This window comes from Duganella sp. GW822-FHT06D06 (genome assembly GCF_058799615.1).
Genome location: NZ_JBXALQ010000013.1, coordinates 31832 through 47068, shown reverse-complemented (window position 1 = coordinate 47068; position 15237 = coordinate 31832). Strand labels below are relative to the sequence as shown.

The 15237-nt window shown below is 67.1% G+C and carries 12 protein-coding genes and 1 pseudogene; 10 read left to right on the top strand and 3 right to left on the bottom strand.

From position 1 onward, the window contains the following. The first annotated feature begins 96 nt into the window (after positions 1 to 96). From AC1RMD_RS21870 to AC1RMD_RS21825, 10 genes and pseudogenes are all read left to right on the top strand, one after another. On the top strand, positions 97 to 2871 hold the full coding sequence (locus tag AC1RMD_RS21870) for a M16 family metallopeptidase (RefSeq protein ID WP_492929330.1): 2775 nt from the start codon (positions 97 to 99) through the stop codon (positions 2869 to 2871). Between the two features lie 212 nt (positions 2872 to 3083). Beyond that, positions 3084 to 3704, top strand: coding sequence for an FxDxF family PEP-CTERM protein (locus AC1RMD_RS21865; protein ID WP_492929329.1), 621 nt, complete (start codon positions 3084 to 3086; stop codon positions 3702 to 3704). 97 nt (positions 3705 to 3801) lie between these two features. Beyond that, the gene (locus AC1RMD_RS21860; protein WP_492929327.1) at positions 3802 to 4542 is read left to right on the top strand and encodes a PEP-CTERM sorting domain-containing protein; all 741 of its coding nucleotides are present in this window, start codon (positions 3802 to 3804) and stop codon (positions 4540 to 4542) included. Between the two features lie 135 nt (positions 4543 to 4677). Beyond that, positions 4678 to 4929 (top strand): hypothetical protein, encoded by a 252-nt coding sequence (locus AC1RMD_RS21855; RefSeq protein WP_492929325.1) that lies wholly within the window; start codon positions 4678 to 4680, stop codon positions 4927 to 4929. Between the two features lie 12 nt (positions 4930 to 4941). Beyond that, the gene (locus AC1RMD_RS21850) at positions 4942 to 5547 is read left to right on the top strand and encodes a Tll0287-like domain-containing protein (protein ID WP_492929552.1); all 606 of its coding nucleotides are present in this window, start codon (positions 4942 to 4944) and stop codon (positions 5545 to 5547) included. Positions 5548 to 5555: 8 nt separating this feature from the next. Then, positions 5556 to 5915, top strand: a pseudogene (locus AC1RMD_RS21845) (toll/interleukin-1 receptor domain-containing protein); the annotation flags it as partial. A 121-nt stretch (positions 5916 to 6036) separates the two neighbouring features. Continuing rightward, positions 6037 to 6144, top strand: a complete 108-nt coding sequence (locus tag AC1RMD_RS21840) for a DUF8082 domain-containing protein (protein WP_492929550.1) — start codon at positions 6037 to 6039, stop codon at positions 6142 to 6144. Beyond that, complete coding sequence (locus AC1RMD_RS21835; RefSeq protein ID WP_492929323.1) at positions 6131 to 7825, top strand: hypothetical protein; 1695 nt, start codon at positions 6131 to 6133, stop codon at positions 7823 to 7825. The genes AC1RMD_RS21840 and AC1RMD_RS21835 overlap by 14 nt, the downstream gene beginning before the upstream one ends. Then, positions 7807 to 8178, top strand: coding sequence for a hypothetical protein (locus AC1RMD_RS21830; protein ID WP_492929320.1), 372 nt, complete (start codon positions 7807 to 7809; stop codon positions 8176 to 8178). Before AC1RMD_RS21835 ends, AC1RMD_RS21830 begins: the two co-directional genes overlap by 19 nt. A 119-nt stretch (positions 8179 to 8297) precedes the next feature. After that, the gene (locus AC1RMD_RS21825; protein ID WP_492929318.1) at positions 8298 to 9818 is read left to right on the top strand and encodes a family 43 glycosylhydrolase; all 1521 of its coding nucleotides are present in this window, start codon (positions 8298 to 8300) and stop codon (positions 9816 to 9818) included. Between the two features lie 17 nt (positions 9819 to 9835). Here AC1RMD_RS21825 and trhP read toward each other — a convergent pair whose 3' ends face one another. The 3 genes from trhP to AC1RMD_RS21810 form a co-directional block, all read right to left on the bottom strand. Then, the gene (gene trhP, locus AC1RMD_RS21820) at positions 9836 to 11194 is read right to left on the bottom strand and encodes a prephenate-dependent tRNA uridine(34) hydroxylase TrhP (protein WP_492929316.1); all 1359 of its coding nucleotides are present in this window, start codon (positions 11192 to 11194) and stop codon (positions 9836 to 9838) included. An 80-nt stretch (positions 11195 to 11274) separates the two neighbouring features. Then, positions 11275 to 13953: a bifunctional acetate--CoA ligase family protein/GNAT family N-acetyltransferase gene (locus AC1RMD_RS21815; protein ID WP_492929314.1), complete on the bottom strand. Its 2679-nt coding sequence runs from the start codon at positions 13951 to 13953 to the stop codon at positions 11275 to 11277. 18 nt (positions 13954 to 13971) lie between these two features. Continuing rightward, positions 13972 to 14901, bottom strand: a complete 930-nt coding sequence (locus AC1RMD_RS21810) for a histone deacetylase family protein (RefSeq protein WP_492929312.1) — start codon at positions 14899 to 14901, stop codon at positions 13972 to 13974. Between the last annotated feature and the right edge of the window lie 336 nt (positions 14902 to 15237).

Sequence of the window (15237 nt, the reverse complement as noted above, 5' to 3'; positions counted from 1 at the left end):
AATTTAACTAAAAAGCAATAGAATGCTTGCGCACCCGCTACAACGCCGGTGCGCTTTTTTTTTTGCAGCCCGCTTTCCCTATCAAGGAGATCCCGCATGACCCTGTCCTTACGCCGCACCATCCTGGCGGCCTCGATTGCCCTGTTGTCCGCCAGCGGCGCGCTGCACGCCGCCGAGCCGGCCAAGTCCGTCAAATCCGATATCGCCATCCCCGATATCCCGTACACCAAATTCGTGCTGAAGAACGGCCTCACCGTGCTGGTCCATGAAGACCACAAGACCCCGGTGGTGGCGGTCAACACCTGGTACCACGTCGGCTCCAAGAACGAGAAGGCCGGCAAGACCGGCTTCGCCCACCTGTTCGAACACCTGATGTTCAGCGGCAGCGACCACTTCAACCAGGGCACCTTCATCAACGCCATGGAGCGCATCGGCGCGACCAACCTGAACGGCACCACCAACACCGACCGCACCAACTATTTCGAGAACGTGCCGACCTCGATGCTGGACTACACCCTGTTCGCCGAGAGCGACCGCATGGGCCACCTGCTCGGCGTGCTGGACCAGAAGAAGCTGGACCTGCAGCGCGGCGTGGTGCAGAACGAAAAGCGCCAGGGCGAGAACCAGCCCTACGGCGTGGCCTACCAGCTGCTGACGGAAAACACCTGGCCGGCCGGCCACCCGTATTCGTGGACCGTGATCGGCTCGATGAAGGACCTGGACGCGGCCTCGATGACGGACGTGCAGGAATGGTTCAAGACCAACTACGGCCCCAACAATGTGACCCTGGTGCTGGCCGGCGACATCACGCCGGAACAGGCGCGCGAAAAGGTCGAGAAATACTACGGCGAGATCCCGGCCGGCCCGCCGCTGGCCAAGCATGAGGCGTGGATCGCCAAGCGCAGCGGCACCCACCGCGGCACCGTGCAGGACCGGGTGCCGCAGGCGCGCATCTACCGCGTGTGGAACGTGCCGGGCGCCCACACCGCCAACGAGCCGCTGCTGGACCTGGCCGCGCACGTGCTGGGCGGCGGCAAGACCTCGCGCTTCTACAAGCGCCTGGTCTACAAGGACCAACTGGCCACGAACGCCAGCGCCAACAACGGTTCGTCGGAAATCGCCGGCCAGTTCATGCTGGTGCTGACCGCGCGTCCCGGCGTCGACACGCGCAAGCTGGAGCAGGCCGCCGACGAAGAACTGCGCGCGCTGATGAAGTCCGGCCCCACCGCAGCCGAGCTGGAACTGGCCAAGACCGGCATCCTGGCCGATTTCACCCGCATCGTCGAACGCGTCGGCGGCTTCGGCGGCAAGAGCGACCTGCTGGCCACCTGCGCCACCTACACCGGCAAGCCGGACTGTTACAAGGATTACCTGAAGGCGATCAAGGCGGCCACGCCGGCCGCGATCCGGCAGGCGATGAACGAGTGGCTGGCCGACGGCGACTATGTGCTGGAAGTGCAGCCGTTCCCGACCGGCCTGTCGACCACCGCCAAGCTGGACCGCAACGCGCCGCCGGCGCTGGGCCAGCCTGAATCGCTGAAGCTGCCGCCTATGCAAAGCGCCACCTTGTCGAACGGCCTGAAGGTGGTGCTGGCAGAGCGCCACAGCGCGCCGGTGGTCAACCTGTCGATGATGGTCGATGCCGGCTACGCCTCCGACGCGCAGGACCTGCCCGGCCTGGCCAGCCTGTCGCTGCGCATGCTGGAAGAGGGCACGCCGGCGCGCGGCTCGCTGAAGATCAGCGAAGAGTTCGAGGCGCTGGGCGCCGAGTACTCCGCCTACAGCAACCTGGACGGCGCCTTCGTCCAGCTCAACGCGCTCAAGGCCACGCTGCCGAAAGCGCTCGACATCTACGCCGACGTGCTGCTGCATCCGGCCTACGCCCAGAACGAGCTGGACCGCTTGAAGAAAGACCGGCTGGCGGCGATCGCGCGCGAGAAGAGCAATCCGCAGCTGATGGCGCTGCGCGTGATGCCGGGCCTGATCTACGGCCAGGGCCACGCCTACGGCCTGCCGCTGACCGGCTCCGGCACCGAGGCCGCCGTGGCGCGCATCAGCCGCGACGACCTGGTCAAGTACCACCAGAGCTGGTTCAAGCCGAACAACGCGACGCTGCTGGTGGTGGGCGACACCACGCTGGCGGAAATCACGCCGCTGCTGGAAAAAACCTTTGGCGGCTGGAAGGCCGGCGCGGTGCCGAAGAAGAACGTGGCCCAGGTCGCGCCGGCCGACAAACCGGTGGTCTACCTGATGGACAAGCCGGGCGCGCTGCAAAGCGTGATCTACGCCGCGCAACTGGCGCCGCCGCGCAACGCGCCGGAAGCGGTGCCGCTGCAAGTGGTCAACAACATCTTCGGCGGCAGCTTCAGCTCGCGCATCAATATGAACCTGCGCGAAGACAAGCACTGGTCGTATGGCGTGAACGCCGGCCTGCAGCCGGCGGTGGGCCAGCGCCTGTACCTGAGCACCTCGCCGGTGCAGACCGACAAGACCGGCGCGGCCCTGCAGGAACTGGTGCAGGAATACGCCAACATCGCCGGCGCCAAGCCGATCACCGCGGCCGAGCTGAGCAGCGCGCAGGAAAACGAAACCCTGCGCCTGCCGGGTTCGTTCGAGACGGCCGGCCAGCTGGCCGGCGCCTACGGCACCATCCTGCAATACAAGCTGCCGGCCGACTACTTCAACACCTTCACCGGCACCGTGCTGGCGATGACGCCGGCGCAGGCCAACGCGCTGGCGGCGCGCACCATCACGCCGGGCAAGCTGACCTGGCTGGTGGTGGGCGACCTGAGCAAGGTGGAGGCCGGGGTGCGCGCCCTGAACCTGGGCGAAGTGCGCAAGATCGACACCGACGGCCGTCCGCTGCCGTAAGCGTGTAGCGCGCCAGCATCCCGCCGGCCCCGGGCGCGTCGCCCGACGCGCCCGGGGCCGTTTTTTTGTGGCGCGGATGCTGCGGAACATTTCCCTTGGCGCAATTATCATTGTATTTTGATAATTATAGTGCGCAAAATGCATCGGATGTAATCTATTTGAAACTCTGGTTTTCACCCGGTTTTTGTCCCACTTCGCTAGGAGTACCAGTTATGAACAAGAAGATTTGCGCCGCGCTAGTAGCGGTCTCGGCAGCATTGAGCATGGGCGCCGCCGCGCAGGCGGCCAACCTGGTGGTCAACGGCAGTTTTGAAGACCCCGGCTTCACGCTGCCGATGGGCTCCTACTGCTACCTGGGCGGCCCTTACGATTGCGGCAGCGTCAACGGCTGGACCGGCGGCTTCCCGCTGATGCTGACGAACAGCGGCCCGAGGGACAATCCGAACACGCCGGACGGCAATGTGCTGATCGGCATCCAGGGCACCAGCCACATCGAACAAACGCTGACGCTGGCGGCCGGCACCTACACGCTGTCGTGGATCGACGCCGGCCGCGGCAACTACGGCGGCCCGACCGAAACCTACCAGGTCGTCGTCGGCGGCAACGTGATAAGCGTGGAGTCGGTCAACTACGGCGCGGGCTGGACGGCCAAGTCGCTGACCTTCAGCGCCTCCGGCGCCACCACGCTGAGCTTTGCCGGCCAGACCAACTACGACGCCACCGCCTTCGTCGACAAAGTGGAGGTCAACGCCGTGCCGGAACCGGAAACCTACGCCATGCTGGTGGCCGGCCTCGGCCTGCTGGGAGTGGCGGCCCGCCGCCGCAAGTGCTAGTACACTGTTCAAAAAAGAAACCCGCCGGCCTAAGCGCGACCTTGCGCGCGTTCAGGCCGGCGGTTTTTTTGCGCCTGGCGGACCACTGGGCAGGAAAATGCAGCTGCTTGTTAATAAAGAAAAATTAAAAAATAACAATGGATTTTTTGGTATCACAATGTTACATTTGACTTTCCAGACAACAAATCTTGCAGTATGGATATTGCAGATCCACATGGGGATGAAAATGAATAAGAATGTCCAAAGCGCTATTTTGCTGGCGGTTTCCATGCTGACTGCGGGCGCTGGCGCCCAGGCAGCCAGCATCAATGGCGCGGAGACAGGTATCGCATCCCCGACCAGCACGCTGCACTTCGATGAACTCGTCCTGCCGGACCGTACCTTGTTGACCAATCAATACGCGGCCTACGGCGTCACCTTTACCGGGCTGTATTACAACCCTTGCCAAAGTTGCATAGACTTGCCGGCCAAGCCGGATCTCGGCAATTTCTCCAATGGCGATACCCAAGCTTACGGTAGCGGCTTCACCATCAATTTCTCGTCGGTGGTGTCGGCTGCTTCGTTCCGCTTCGCTTCGAACGGCGGCGGGTTTGTTTTCAGCGCCTACAATGGCGCGACCCTGGTCGAGTCCTTTTTCGGCATTGGCCAGATCTGGGGCAATTATGGCTTTAGCGGCATTAACTTCACCAGTATCGCGGTGACCACGCCGAGCGCCATGCTGATCGATGATCTGTCGGTGTCGGCGGTGCCGGAACCGGAAACCTACGCCATGCTGGTGGCCGGCCTCGGCCTGCTGGGAGTGGCTGCCCGCCGTCAGCGCGCGCGCCGGACCAGCTAGCCTGAACCGCTGCATAAAAAACCCCGCCGGCGTTGCGCCGGCGGGTTTTTTTATTGCCGCGTAGTGAAAGATGAAAATGTTGTCATAATTTCATGATAGTAGTTAATCATTCTTTTGCGCACGGGTACATGAATCATGAAGCTGCTGTACAAATTCAACCTGTTGCTGTTGCTGATATTTGGACTGGGCTGGCTGGCCACCGCCGCCATGACGCGCGATGTGCTGCGCGATAACGCCCGGCGCGCAGTGGTCTCCCACGCCAGCCTGATGATGGACGCCGCCATGGCGGCCCGCGAATACACCACCAACGAAGTCAAGCCGCTGCTGGCCGAGGGCATGCTGACGGCATTCCTGCCGCAGTCGGTGCCGTCCTACGCGGCCACCTAAAGCTTCAACAAGCTGCACCAGACGCATCCGGATTTCAGCTACAAGGAAGCGGCGCTCAACCCCACCAATCCGCGCGACCGGGTGGCCGACTGGGAGGCCGACGTGGTGCGGCACTTCCGCGACCACACCGAACTGAAGGAAGTGATCGGCGACCGTCGGACGCCGTCCGGCCCCTCGCTCTACCTGGCGCGGCCGATCCGCGTCAGCGACGGCCGCTGCCTGGCCTGCCACAGCACGCCGGCCGCCGCGCCGCAAACCATGAAGACGCTGTACGGCGTCAACAACGGCTTCGGCTGGAAGCTTGGCGAGACCATCGGCAGCCAGATCGTGTCGGTGCCGCTGGCGGTGCCGCAGCGCGAAGCCGAGCGCGCCTACACGCTGATCATGGGCGGCATGGCCCTGACCTTCGGTGCGCTGCTGCTGGCGCTCAACCTCATGTTCAACCTGCTGGTGCTGCGTCCGGTGCGGCGCATCTGCCATATCGCCGACGCCGTCAGCGCGGGCAGGATGGATGTCGAGCCGTTCCCGGCCGGAGGCAGGGACGAGATCGCCGTGCTGGGCCAGGTCTTCAACCGCCTGCGCCGCAGCCTGGAAAAAGCCATGGCCTTGCTGGCCTGAGGCGCGCGATGGGCGTCGACGTTTTCCTCAGCCATTCGCATGTCGACAAAGTGTTTGCCGACGCCATCTGCCATCGGCTGGAGGCGGCCGACATCCGCTGCTGGGTGGCGCCGCGCGACATCCGTCCCGGCGACGACTGGGCCGAGTCCATCATCGACGCGATGGACCAGGCCAAGATGCTGGTGCTGATATTTTCGGCCAGCGCCAACAATTCGCCGCAGGTGCGGCGCGAAGTCGAGCGCGCGGTCAACAAGGGCTTGATGGTGCTGCCGTTCCGCATCGAGAACGTGCCGCTGTCAACGAGCCTGGAATACTTCATCAGCACCCAGCACTGGCTCGACGCCAATACCGGCGACCTGGAGGAACACCTGGACGAACTGTGCCACTGCGTGGCGATGCTGCTGGAGCGCTTGCCGCAGGCGGCGCCGTCGTCGCCGGCCGCGGCCGCTGGAGCTAGGGCCGATCGCCAGCCTCCTGGTGCGGCGGGCGATGCTGGCCGCGCCGTCGCGCAACCAACTGGTGGCGGCGCTGGCGCAGGAAATCGACGACGCAGCCGAACGCCAGCGCTTCCTCGCCCGCTGCCATGCAGCCGGCTGACGACGCGCCAGCGTCATCCGCGCTGCCCTTCGTGGTGGCGATCTCCGGCCATCGCGACCTGCATCCGGACGACCTGCCGCTGGTGGCCGCCCAGCTGTACCAGGCCGCCGAACTGATCGCGGCGGCGCTGCCGCATACGCCCATCCATTTTCTGACGGCCCTGGCCGACGGCGCCGACCAGCTGTTCGCCGAACAGGTGCTGGCCTTGCAGCGCGCCTGCGCCGCGCGCGAGGACGATGGCGATGGCGGCCGTCGCATCGAACTGGTGGTGGCCTTGCCGATGCCGTTCGACGACTACTGCCGCGAGCAGGCCGGCGGGGAGGCCGAGGCGCGGCGCGATCCGGCCGGCTTCGAGGCAAGCCGGCTGGCCTTCGGCGCGCGCTTCCAGCGTTATAGCGCCTGCGCCAGCAAGGTGTTCGTGATTCCGCCGGCGCCGCCGGCCGTGCTGCTGGGCACGCCGATGACGCAGGCCGAGGCGGCCTATGCGCAGCTGTCGCGCTACCTCGGCATCCACGCCCAGCTGCTGCTGGCCGTGTGGGATGGCCAGAGCGGCGGCGAGCAGTTTCCGCGCCTGCCGGGCGGCACGCTGGAGCTGGTGCATGCGCTACTGCACGGCGTCGAACGAGATCCGCACCGGCGCAGCCGCCGCCGTTTCGCCGAGCCGGCGCGCGGCAATCTGCTGCATATCTACAGCCGCCGCGCCCTGGCTTCGTCGGACGGCTTGCCTGCAGCGTCGGCGGCGCACGGCGTGCGGCTGCTGCGCGCGGGCGCGCGGGACGGCGAGGCCGCAGCGCATTGGGCCGCGCCGCAGCCGGAGTGGCCCGGCGTGCTGGCGCCGCCGCTGCGGTCATGGCTGCGCGCGCCGATCCGCGCCTGCGAACGCTGGGCCGAATACCGCGCCTGGCGCGACGCCGTCGCCCACACCGAGCGCCGGCTGGAACGCGCGCTCGATGCGCCGACGCAGGCGGTGCTGTACCGCGCGCACGCCGCCGGCCGCGAGATCGATCTGCTGAATCGCCTGCACCGGCAGGCGCTGCTGGCGCCCGACGGCGACGCCGCGCGCCGCTACGCCGCCAGCCGGGAGGCCAGCGGCGGCGCTTTCCTGGCCAGCCTGAGAAAGGGCGGGGCGGAGGACGGGGCTGCCGCCTTGAGTCCTGGCCTGATGCCGCTGCAGCAAGCCTTCCGCGTGGCCGACGTGCAGGCCGAGCGCGCCAAGCGCTGGTGGCGCTATCGCTGGCGCTTCATGGCGCTGGCGGTGATCATGGCCTCGGCCGCGCCGACGCTGCGCCTGACCAGCGCCATCCACGGCGAACTGGTGGAGTCGGTGGTGTACACCTCGGGCGCGATCTGCGCGGTCGGCACCTATCTGTGGGTGGCGCTGTCGCGCCGGCGCAATGCCTATCTGGACTATCGCGCGCTGGCCGAAGGCTTGCGCTGCCAGATGTACTGGCTGTGCGCCGGCGCGCCCTCGCTGGTCACCGACCACTGCGCGCAGCGCGCCGGCGGCGGCATGGGCTGGGTGCGCCACGCGCTGGACGCCTGCCTGGTGGCGCCGCCGGTGCCGGGCCTGGCGGCGCGCGGCGTGCTGCGCGGCTGGATCGACGACCAGCGCGCCTACCTGAGCGGCGCCAGCATGCGCGCGCTGTCGCGTTCGGCAACAATATGCTGCTCAGCGGCTTGATGATGTCGGTGACGGCGCTGGCGATGGCGCTGGTCTTCGGCCACCGCCTGATGCTGCCGCTGATCCTGCTGCTGGCGGGCATGAAGCTGGCGACCGGCATCGGCGCCGCCTGGCTGTCGCTGGCCACCAAGATGGGCCATGGCGAAACGGCGGCCCAGGCCGAGCAGCTGCACAAGCTGTATGGCCGCGCCGACGCGGAACTGGTGCGCAGCGAGGCGGCGCCGTGTTCGAACGCGGAAAAGGAACACCAGGCCCGCGACCTCGCGTTCGCCTTGGGCAAGGCCGTGCTGGATGAAAACGCCGGCTGGCTGGCCGCCTACCAGCAGCGCCGCCTGAACTGGCACGGGCGCTAAGCCGATACCGAAGCGCGTATCGGCGGCGCTCAAAATGTGATTGGAGGGATTTTCATTCGCCCCGTAGCATGCGATGAAAACATAACGAGAATTGCCCCTCAATCGCAACGGAGACAACCATGAAGCGTCTAATGTCTTGCCTGGCCATGCTGCTCGGCCTGGCCTGTTCCGCCTGGTCCGCGCACGCCGCCATCACCATGAACACCAGCGTGCAATACCAGATCAAGAACGTCAACAGTGGCTTGCTGCTGGGGATAGCCGGCGCCAGCCAGGCCGCCGGTTCCAAGGTGGTCCAGTGGGCCGACAACGGCACCGCCGACCATCTGTGGCACTTCATGCCGATGGGGAATGGCCAGTACAACATCGAGAACATGCTGACCCACCAGGTGCTGGGCGTGGCCAACGCCGGCACCGCCGACGGCGCGCAAATCGTCCAGTGGGCCGACAACGGCACCAGCGACCACCTGTGGATCGTCACCCAGGCCGCCAGCGGCAACTTCCTGATCCAGAACGTCAACAGCGGCAAGTACCTGGAGGTGTACCAGGCCAGCAACCTGAACACCGCCACCATCGACCAATGGGCGTTGACCGGCTGTACCTGCCAGGAATGGCAGCTGGTGAACACCAAAGTCAGCCCCTACCCGGCGCCGCGCAGCGTCAGCGGCGACGGCCGCTTCGTCCACGACCCCTACATGTTGCGTGACGCCGGCGGCAAGTACTGGCTGTACGGCAGCCACCAGACGCTGGCCACCTCGACCGACCTGAATACCTTCACGCCGTACACCAGCTGCACCAGCACCCAGATGGGCGGCTACGCGCCGAATTGCCCGCCGATCGGACCGGACTTCAGTTCCTGGAGCGGCCTGCAGACGCCGAAGGGATGGAACAGCGGCGCCAACACCGATGTCTGGGCGCCCAGCCTGCTGCTGGCGAACGGCACCTATTACCAGTACTACTCGATCCCCTACCTGCCCAGTTCGGGCGCCGAAGCGGTGATCGGCGTCGCCACCAGCAGCGCGCCGCAAGGGCCGTGGACCGACCGCGGCTTCGTCACCAAATCCTGGACCAGCAGCACCACGCCGCCGTCCGGCTTCACCACGACCAGCGACAACGCGATCGATCCGGCGCCGTTCACCGACGCCAGCGGCAACTGGTGGATGACCTGGGGCTCGTGGACCGACGGCATCCACCTGATGCAGCTCAATCCCGCCACCGGCCTGAAGTCGACCAGCAACACCACGGTCTACACGATCGCGCGGCGCGGCGCGCCGACGTCGGCCGAGGAGGGGCCGTTCATCTATTACTACAACGGCTACTACTATTATTTCGCGCCGATCAACGCCTGCTGCAGCAGCAGCTCGCCCTACCGTACCATCGTCGGCCGCTCGACCAGCGTGACCGGGCCCTATGTGGACCGTGGCGGCGTCGCCCTGACCGCCGGCGGCGGCACGATACTGCTCAGCACCCACGGCAACATCATCGGGCCGGGCGGCGCCAGCGTGTTCACCGACGCCGGCCACAACAACCGGCCGACCTTGGTCTACCACTATTACGACGGCAACAACAACGGCCGGGCGACGCTGGGCATCAATCCGCTCGGCTTCACCAGCGACGGCTGGCCCTACGTGATGGCGAACTAGCCGAGGGCCGGGCGCGGCTACAGGTAGCGCGCCAGCAGCGCGCGGTCCAGCGCCGGATCGAGTTCGATATGCACGAAGTGGCCGCTGCCCGGCGCCACCGCGATGTCGGCACCGTCGTCGGCGCGCATGCGCGCCAGCGTGATGTCGCGGTTGCCGCCGGGATGGATCACCTCGATCCGGTCGCCGACCGCGAAGCGGTTCTTGACCTCGACCCGCGCCCAGCCGTCCTGCACGCCCAGCACGTCGCCGACATACTGGCTGCGCTCGGCCTCCGAGGCGCCGCGCATATAGTTCTGGTGCGCCTGCGTGTGGTGGCGCTGGTAGAAGCCGTCGGTGTAGCCGCGGTTGGCCAGGCCCTGCAACTGGCCCAGCAGGCCGAGGTCGAACGGCCGCCCGGCGACGGCGTCGTCGATCGCCTGGCGGTAGACCTGGGCGGTGCGCGCCGCGTAGTACAGCGACTTGGTGCGGCCCTCGACCTTGAGCGAGGTGACGCCGATCTTGACCAGCCGCTCGATGTGCTCGACCGCGCGCAAATCCTTGGAATTCATGATGTAGGTGCCGTGCTCGTCCTCCAGTATCGGCATCAGCTGGCCCGGCCGCTCGGCCTCCTCGATCAGGTAGGGCCGGTCGGCCAGCGGGTGACGCGGCTGCTGGTGCAGCGACGACCATGGCCGGTTGGCCTGCTCCAGCGCCTGCTCGAACCGCAGCGGGATCACCTGCATCGCGCCGAGGTCGCCGCTGGCGTCTTCGGCGGCAGGCTGCACCTTGTAGTCCCAGCGGCAGGAGTTGGTGCAAGTGCCCTGGTTGGGATCGCGGTGGTTGAAGTAGCCCGACAGCAGGCAGCGGCCCGAGTAGGCGATGCACAGCGCGCCGTGCACGAACACTTCCAGCTCCATCTCCGGGCAGCGCTGGCGGATTTCCTCGATCTCGTCGAGCGACAGTTCACGCGACAGGATCACCCGCGTCAGCCCCATGCGGTGCCAGAACTTGACGTCGGCCCAGTTGACGGCGTTGGCCTGCACCGACAGGTGCACCGGCACCTCGGGCCACTTGTCGCGCACCATCATGATCAGGCCGGGGTCGGCCATGATCAGCGCGTCGGGCCGCATCGCGATCACCGGCGCCATGTCGTGCAGATAGGTCTTGAGCTTGGCGTTGTGGGCGAAGATGTTGGAGGCCACGAAGAATTGCTTGCCGCGCGCGTGGGCGCCGTCTATGCCTTCCTGCAAGGCCTGCAGGGTCGAGAAATCGTTGTTGCGCACGCGCAGGCTATAGCGCGGCTGGCCGGCGTAGACGGCGTCGGCGCCGAAGTCGAAGGCGGCGTGCATCTTGGCCAGCGAGCCGGCGGGGAGGAGGAGTTCGGGAGCTTGGAGCATGGCGGTTGGGCAAAAGTTGCACAGTCTAGGCCGGCCGCCGCCAGATTTCCTTGTCCCAAATCAAAATTTCCCGGATCGGCTCACAAGCTCTTGCTGCACAGCCGGAAGTCCGGATCGTCCTCGTAGGGACGGATCTGGAAACCCAGGCTGGCCATCAGCTTGAGCATGCCGCTGTTCTTGCACAGCACCAGGCCGTCGATCTCGCTCAAGCCCTTGTCGCGCGCCACGTCCATGATGCCCAGCATCAGCCGCGTGCCCAGGCCCTGGCCGCTGTAGCGGTCGTCCACCAGCAGCGAGAATTCGCAGCTGCTGAGGTCGGGATTGGCGATGTAGCGCGAGACGCCGATGATGCTGTCGGTCTCGACGAAGTCGCCGTCCGGGCCCGGCGCGCGCTGGGTCAGCACCGCCACCAGCGCCATCTCGCGGTCGTAGTCGATCAGCGTGTAGCGCGCCAGCATCGGCACCGACAGCTCGCGCAGCGAGGAGGCGAAGCGGTAGTAGCGCGACTTTTCCGACAGCCCGCGCACCAGCTCCTGCAGCATCGAGGCGTCGTCCGGCTGCACCGGGCGCAGCGTGTACTGGCCGCCGCCGCGCATCGGCCATTCCTGGGTGTAGCTGGACGGGTAGGGCAGGATCGCCAGGTGGCTGTAGCCGTGCGCCGACGGCGGCGCGGCGTCGATCACGATGCGGGCGTCGACCGCCAGCGCGCCGTGCTCGTCGACGATCAGCGGGTTGATGTCCATCTCGCGCAGCTGCGGCAGCGCGCACACCATTTCCGACACCCGCAGCAGCATCTGCTCGACCGCCTCGCGCTGCACCGGCGGCGCGCCGCGCCATTCGCCCAGCATCCCGGCCGAGCGCACCCGGCCGATCAGGCGCTGCGCCAGGAACAGGTTCAGCGGCGGCAGCTCGACCGCGCGGTCGTTGATCAGCTCGATCATCGTGCCGCCCGCGCCGAAGGTGATCGCCGGCCCGAACAGCTGGTCGGTGACGACGCCGATGTACAGCTCGCGGCCGTGGCGCTTGCCGGCCATCTTCTGCACCGTGACGCCGTTGATGCGCGCCTCCGGCAGCAGGCGCCGCACGGTGGCCATCATGTCGCCGTAGGCGTCGCGCACGGCGGCGGCGTTGAGCAGGTTGAGCACCACGCCCTGCACGTCGGACTTGTGGGAAATGTCGGGCGAATCGATCTTCAGCGCCACCGGGTAGCCCAGCTGGCTGGCGATCAGCATCGCCTCGCCGGCGCTGCGCGCCAGGATGGTTTGCGTGATCGGGATGTGGAAGGCCGCCAGCAGCGCCTTCGATTCCATCTCGGTGAGCACCTTGCGGCGCTCGGCCAGCACACCCTCGATCAGCAGGCGGGCGCCGTCCAGGTCCGGCTGGGCCAGCTGCGACAGCGGCGGCGGGGTCTGGTGCAGCAGCTGCTGGTTCTGGTAGAACGAAGCGATGTTGGAAAAGCCGTCGACCGCCGCTTCCGGCGTGCGGAAGGTGGCCACGCCGGCGGCGTTGAGCAGCTGGCGCGCCTCGGCCACCTGGCGGTCGCCCATCCAGCAGGTCAACAGCGGCTTGCCGAGGCCGGCGTTGAGGGCGCCCACCGTCTGCGCCACCGCCGCCGGATCGCCGGCCAGCTTGGGCGAATAAATCACCAGGATGCCGTCCACCTGGCTGTCGTGGCCGCAGGCCTGGACCGCCGCGCTGAAGGCGGCGGCGTCGGCCTCCTCCGACAGGTCGAGCAGGTTGGACAAGGTGGCGTGCGGCGGCAGCGACGGCGCCAGCGCCTGCGCGCCCGCTTCCGACAAGGTCGCCAGTTGCAGGCCCAGCTCGGCGATCCAGTCGGCCGCCAGCACGCCGGGGCCGCCGCCGTTGGTGATCACCGCCAGCCGCGGCCCGACCGGGCGGTAGCGCGAGGCCAGGCATTTGGCGGCCGAGAACAGCTGCACGAAGGTCTTCACCCGCACCGCGCCGGTGCGGCGCAGCGCGGCGTCGAACACTTCGTCGCTGGCGACGATGGCGCCGGAGTGGGTCAGCGCCGCCTGCGAGGCGGCCGCCACCTTGCCGGCCTTGAGCACCACCACCGGCTTGGTGTTGGCGGCGCCGCGCAGCGCCGACAGGAAACGGCGGGCGTCGGTCACGCCCTCCATGTAGATGACGATGCTTTGCGTGGCCGGATCGGTGGCCAGGAAGTCCAGCGTCTGCGCCAGGTCGACCGCGGTGTTGGCGCCCAGCGAGACCACGGTGGAAAAGCCCACCGCGTTCTGGCTGCCCCAGTCGAGGATGGCCGAGGTCAGCGCGCCCGACTGCGAGATCAGCGCCAGGCTGCCCGGCTGCGCCAGCTGGCCGGCGACGCTGGCGTTGAGGTGCAGGCGCGGCCGCTGGTAGCCCAGGCAGTTCGGCCCCAGCAGGTGGATGCCGTGCTTGCGGGCGATGCCGTGCAGCTCGCGCGCCAGCGCGCCGTCGACGCCGGCCGACAGGATCAGCGCGGCGCGGCACTGGATGCGGCCGGCCACTTCCAGCGCGAAGCTCAGCTCGTCGTTGGGCAGGGCGATCACCGCCAGGTCGGCGCGCGAGTGGGCCAGGTCGGACAAGGTGCCGCTCATGCCGACGTCGAGGTAGGTCACCGGCCCGGTGTAGCCGCCTTGCTCCAGCTGGGCGCGGATGCCGCGGCCGTAGCAGGTCTGGCTGTCGGGCTGGTCGGCCTTGCCGGCGAATACCACGATGGACTTGGGCGAGAACAGCGGCGTCAGGTAGTGGGTTTCCATGGATGCATTCGTGAGGGGTTAGTCGTCCATGCCCAGCAGGACCTTGACATGGGCGGCGGCGCTGCGCGCCAGCGACGACAGCTGGTAGCCGCCCTCCAGGCAGGAGACGATGCGGCCCTGGCTGTGGCGCGCGGCGACCGCGACGATCTGTTTGGTGAGCCACGCGTAGTCCGCTTCGACCAGGCCGAGGTTGCCCATGTCGTCGTCGCGGTGGCCGTCGAAGCCGGCCGAGATGAAGATCAGCTGCGGCCGGAAGCGCTCCAGCGCCGGCAGCCATTGCGCGCTCACGGCCTGGCGCATCAGTTCGCCGCCGGAGCGGGCTGGCAGCGCCACGTTGACCATGTTGGCGCCGCGCGGCGTGTTGCCGCAGAACGGGTACAGCTGGTCCTCGAAGATGGAGCACATCAGCACGCGCTCATCGTCGCGCAGGATGTCCTCGCTGCCGTTGCCGTGGTGGACGTCGAAATCGACCAGCGCCACCCGTTCCAGCCCGTGCACATTGAGCGCGTGGCGGATGCCGACCGCGACATTGTTGAAGAAGCAGAAGCCGCCGGCGGCCGCGTACTCGGCGTGGTGGCCGGGCGGGCGCACGTTGCAGAAGGCGGTGCCGGCGCCCTCGGTCAGCACCAGGTCGGTGGCCAGCACGGCCGCGCCGGCGGCGCGCAGCGCGGCCCGGTAGGTGTGCGGGTTCATGCTGGTGTCCGGGTCGATCTGCACCGTGCCCTGCTTGGGCGACTGCGCGGCGATGCTGTGGATGTACAGGCTGGAGTGCGCCTGCGCCAGCTGTTGTTCGGTGGCCAGCGGCGCCTCGCACGGTTGCATGAAGTCGAGCAGGCCTTTGATCAGCAACATGTCGCTGACCGCGCCGATGCGCTCCGGGCATTCGGGATGCTGCTCGCCCATGGCGTGTTTCAGGCAGTCCGGGTGCGAGATATAGGCGGGCAGCATCGTGGCCTTGGTGTGCGTTGACGAGGATGTAAGGAATATAGCTTGAATCGAGTGTAATGAGCGCTATCAAATTTTTCGTTGATCCAAGTCAAAGTCTGCCGGTTGAAATGTGCTTTCGCGCTGCAAGTGGCAAATCTTGACGCTGTACTCGGAAAAAAAGCCGCCGCGCCCCAGCTTTTTGGCGGCCACGTGCTCCGGGTGCGTCGCCCACGCCCGCATCGCCTGTTCGGTTTCAAATTCGACGATGGTGACCCGCTCGCCATCCTGGGCGGTGAAGCCCTTGTGCGACAGATGGCCGGGGATGCCCTCGCGATTGCCGAAGGCGGCAGTTTCACA

Bases quoted from the DNA above. Each gene is read 5' to 3' on its own strand.
- AC1RMD_RS21870 (WP_492929330.1), top strand. From the start codon at position 97: ATGACCCTGTCCTTACGCCGCACCATCCTGGCGGCCTCGATTGCCCTG.
- AC1RMD_RS21865 (WP_492929329.1), top strand. From the start codon at position 3,084: ATGAACAAGAAGATTTGCGCCGCGCTAGTAGCGGTCTCGGCAGCATTG.
- AC1RMD_RS21860 (WP_492929327.1), top strand. From the start codon at position 3,802: ATGCAGCTGCTTGTTAATAAAGAAAAATTAAAAAATAACAATGGATTT.
- AC1RMD_RS21855 (WP_492929325.1), top strand. From the start codon at position 4,678: ATGAAGCTGCTGTACAAATTCAACCTGTTGCTGTTGCTGATATTTGGA.
- AC1RMD_RS21840 (WP_492929550.1), top strand. From the start codon at position 6,037: ATGCTGGCCGCGCCGTCGCGCAACCAACTGGTGGCGGCGCTGGCGCAG.
- AC1RMD_RS21835 (WP_492929323.1), top strand. From the start codon at position 6,131: ATGCAGCCGGCTGACGACGCGCCAGCGTCATCCGCGCTGCCCTTCGTG.
- AC1RMD_RS21830 (WP_492929320.1), top strand. From the start codon at position 7,807: ATGCTGCTCAGCGGCTTGATGATGTCGGTGACGGCGCTGGCGATGGCG.
- AC1RMD_RS21825 (WP_492929318.1), top strand. From the start codon at position 8,298: ATGAAGCGTCTAATGTCTTGCCTGGCCATGCTGCTCGGCCTGGCCTGT.
- trhP (WP_492929316.1), bottom strand. From the start codon at position 11,194: ATGCTCCAAGCTCCCGAACTCCTCCTCCCCGCCGGCTCGCTGGCCAAG.
- AC1RMD_RS21815 (WP_492929314.1), bottom strand. From the start codon at position 13,953: ATGGAAACCCACTACCTGACGCCGCTGTTCTCGCCCAAGTCCATCGTG.
- AC1RMD_RS21810 (WP_492929312.1), bottom strand. From the start codon at position 14,901: ATGCTGCCCGCCTATATCTCGCACCCGGACTGCCTGAAACACGCCATG.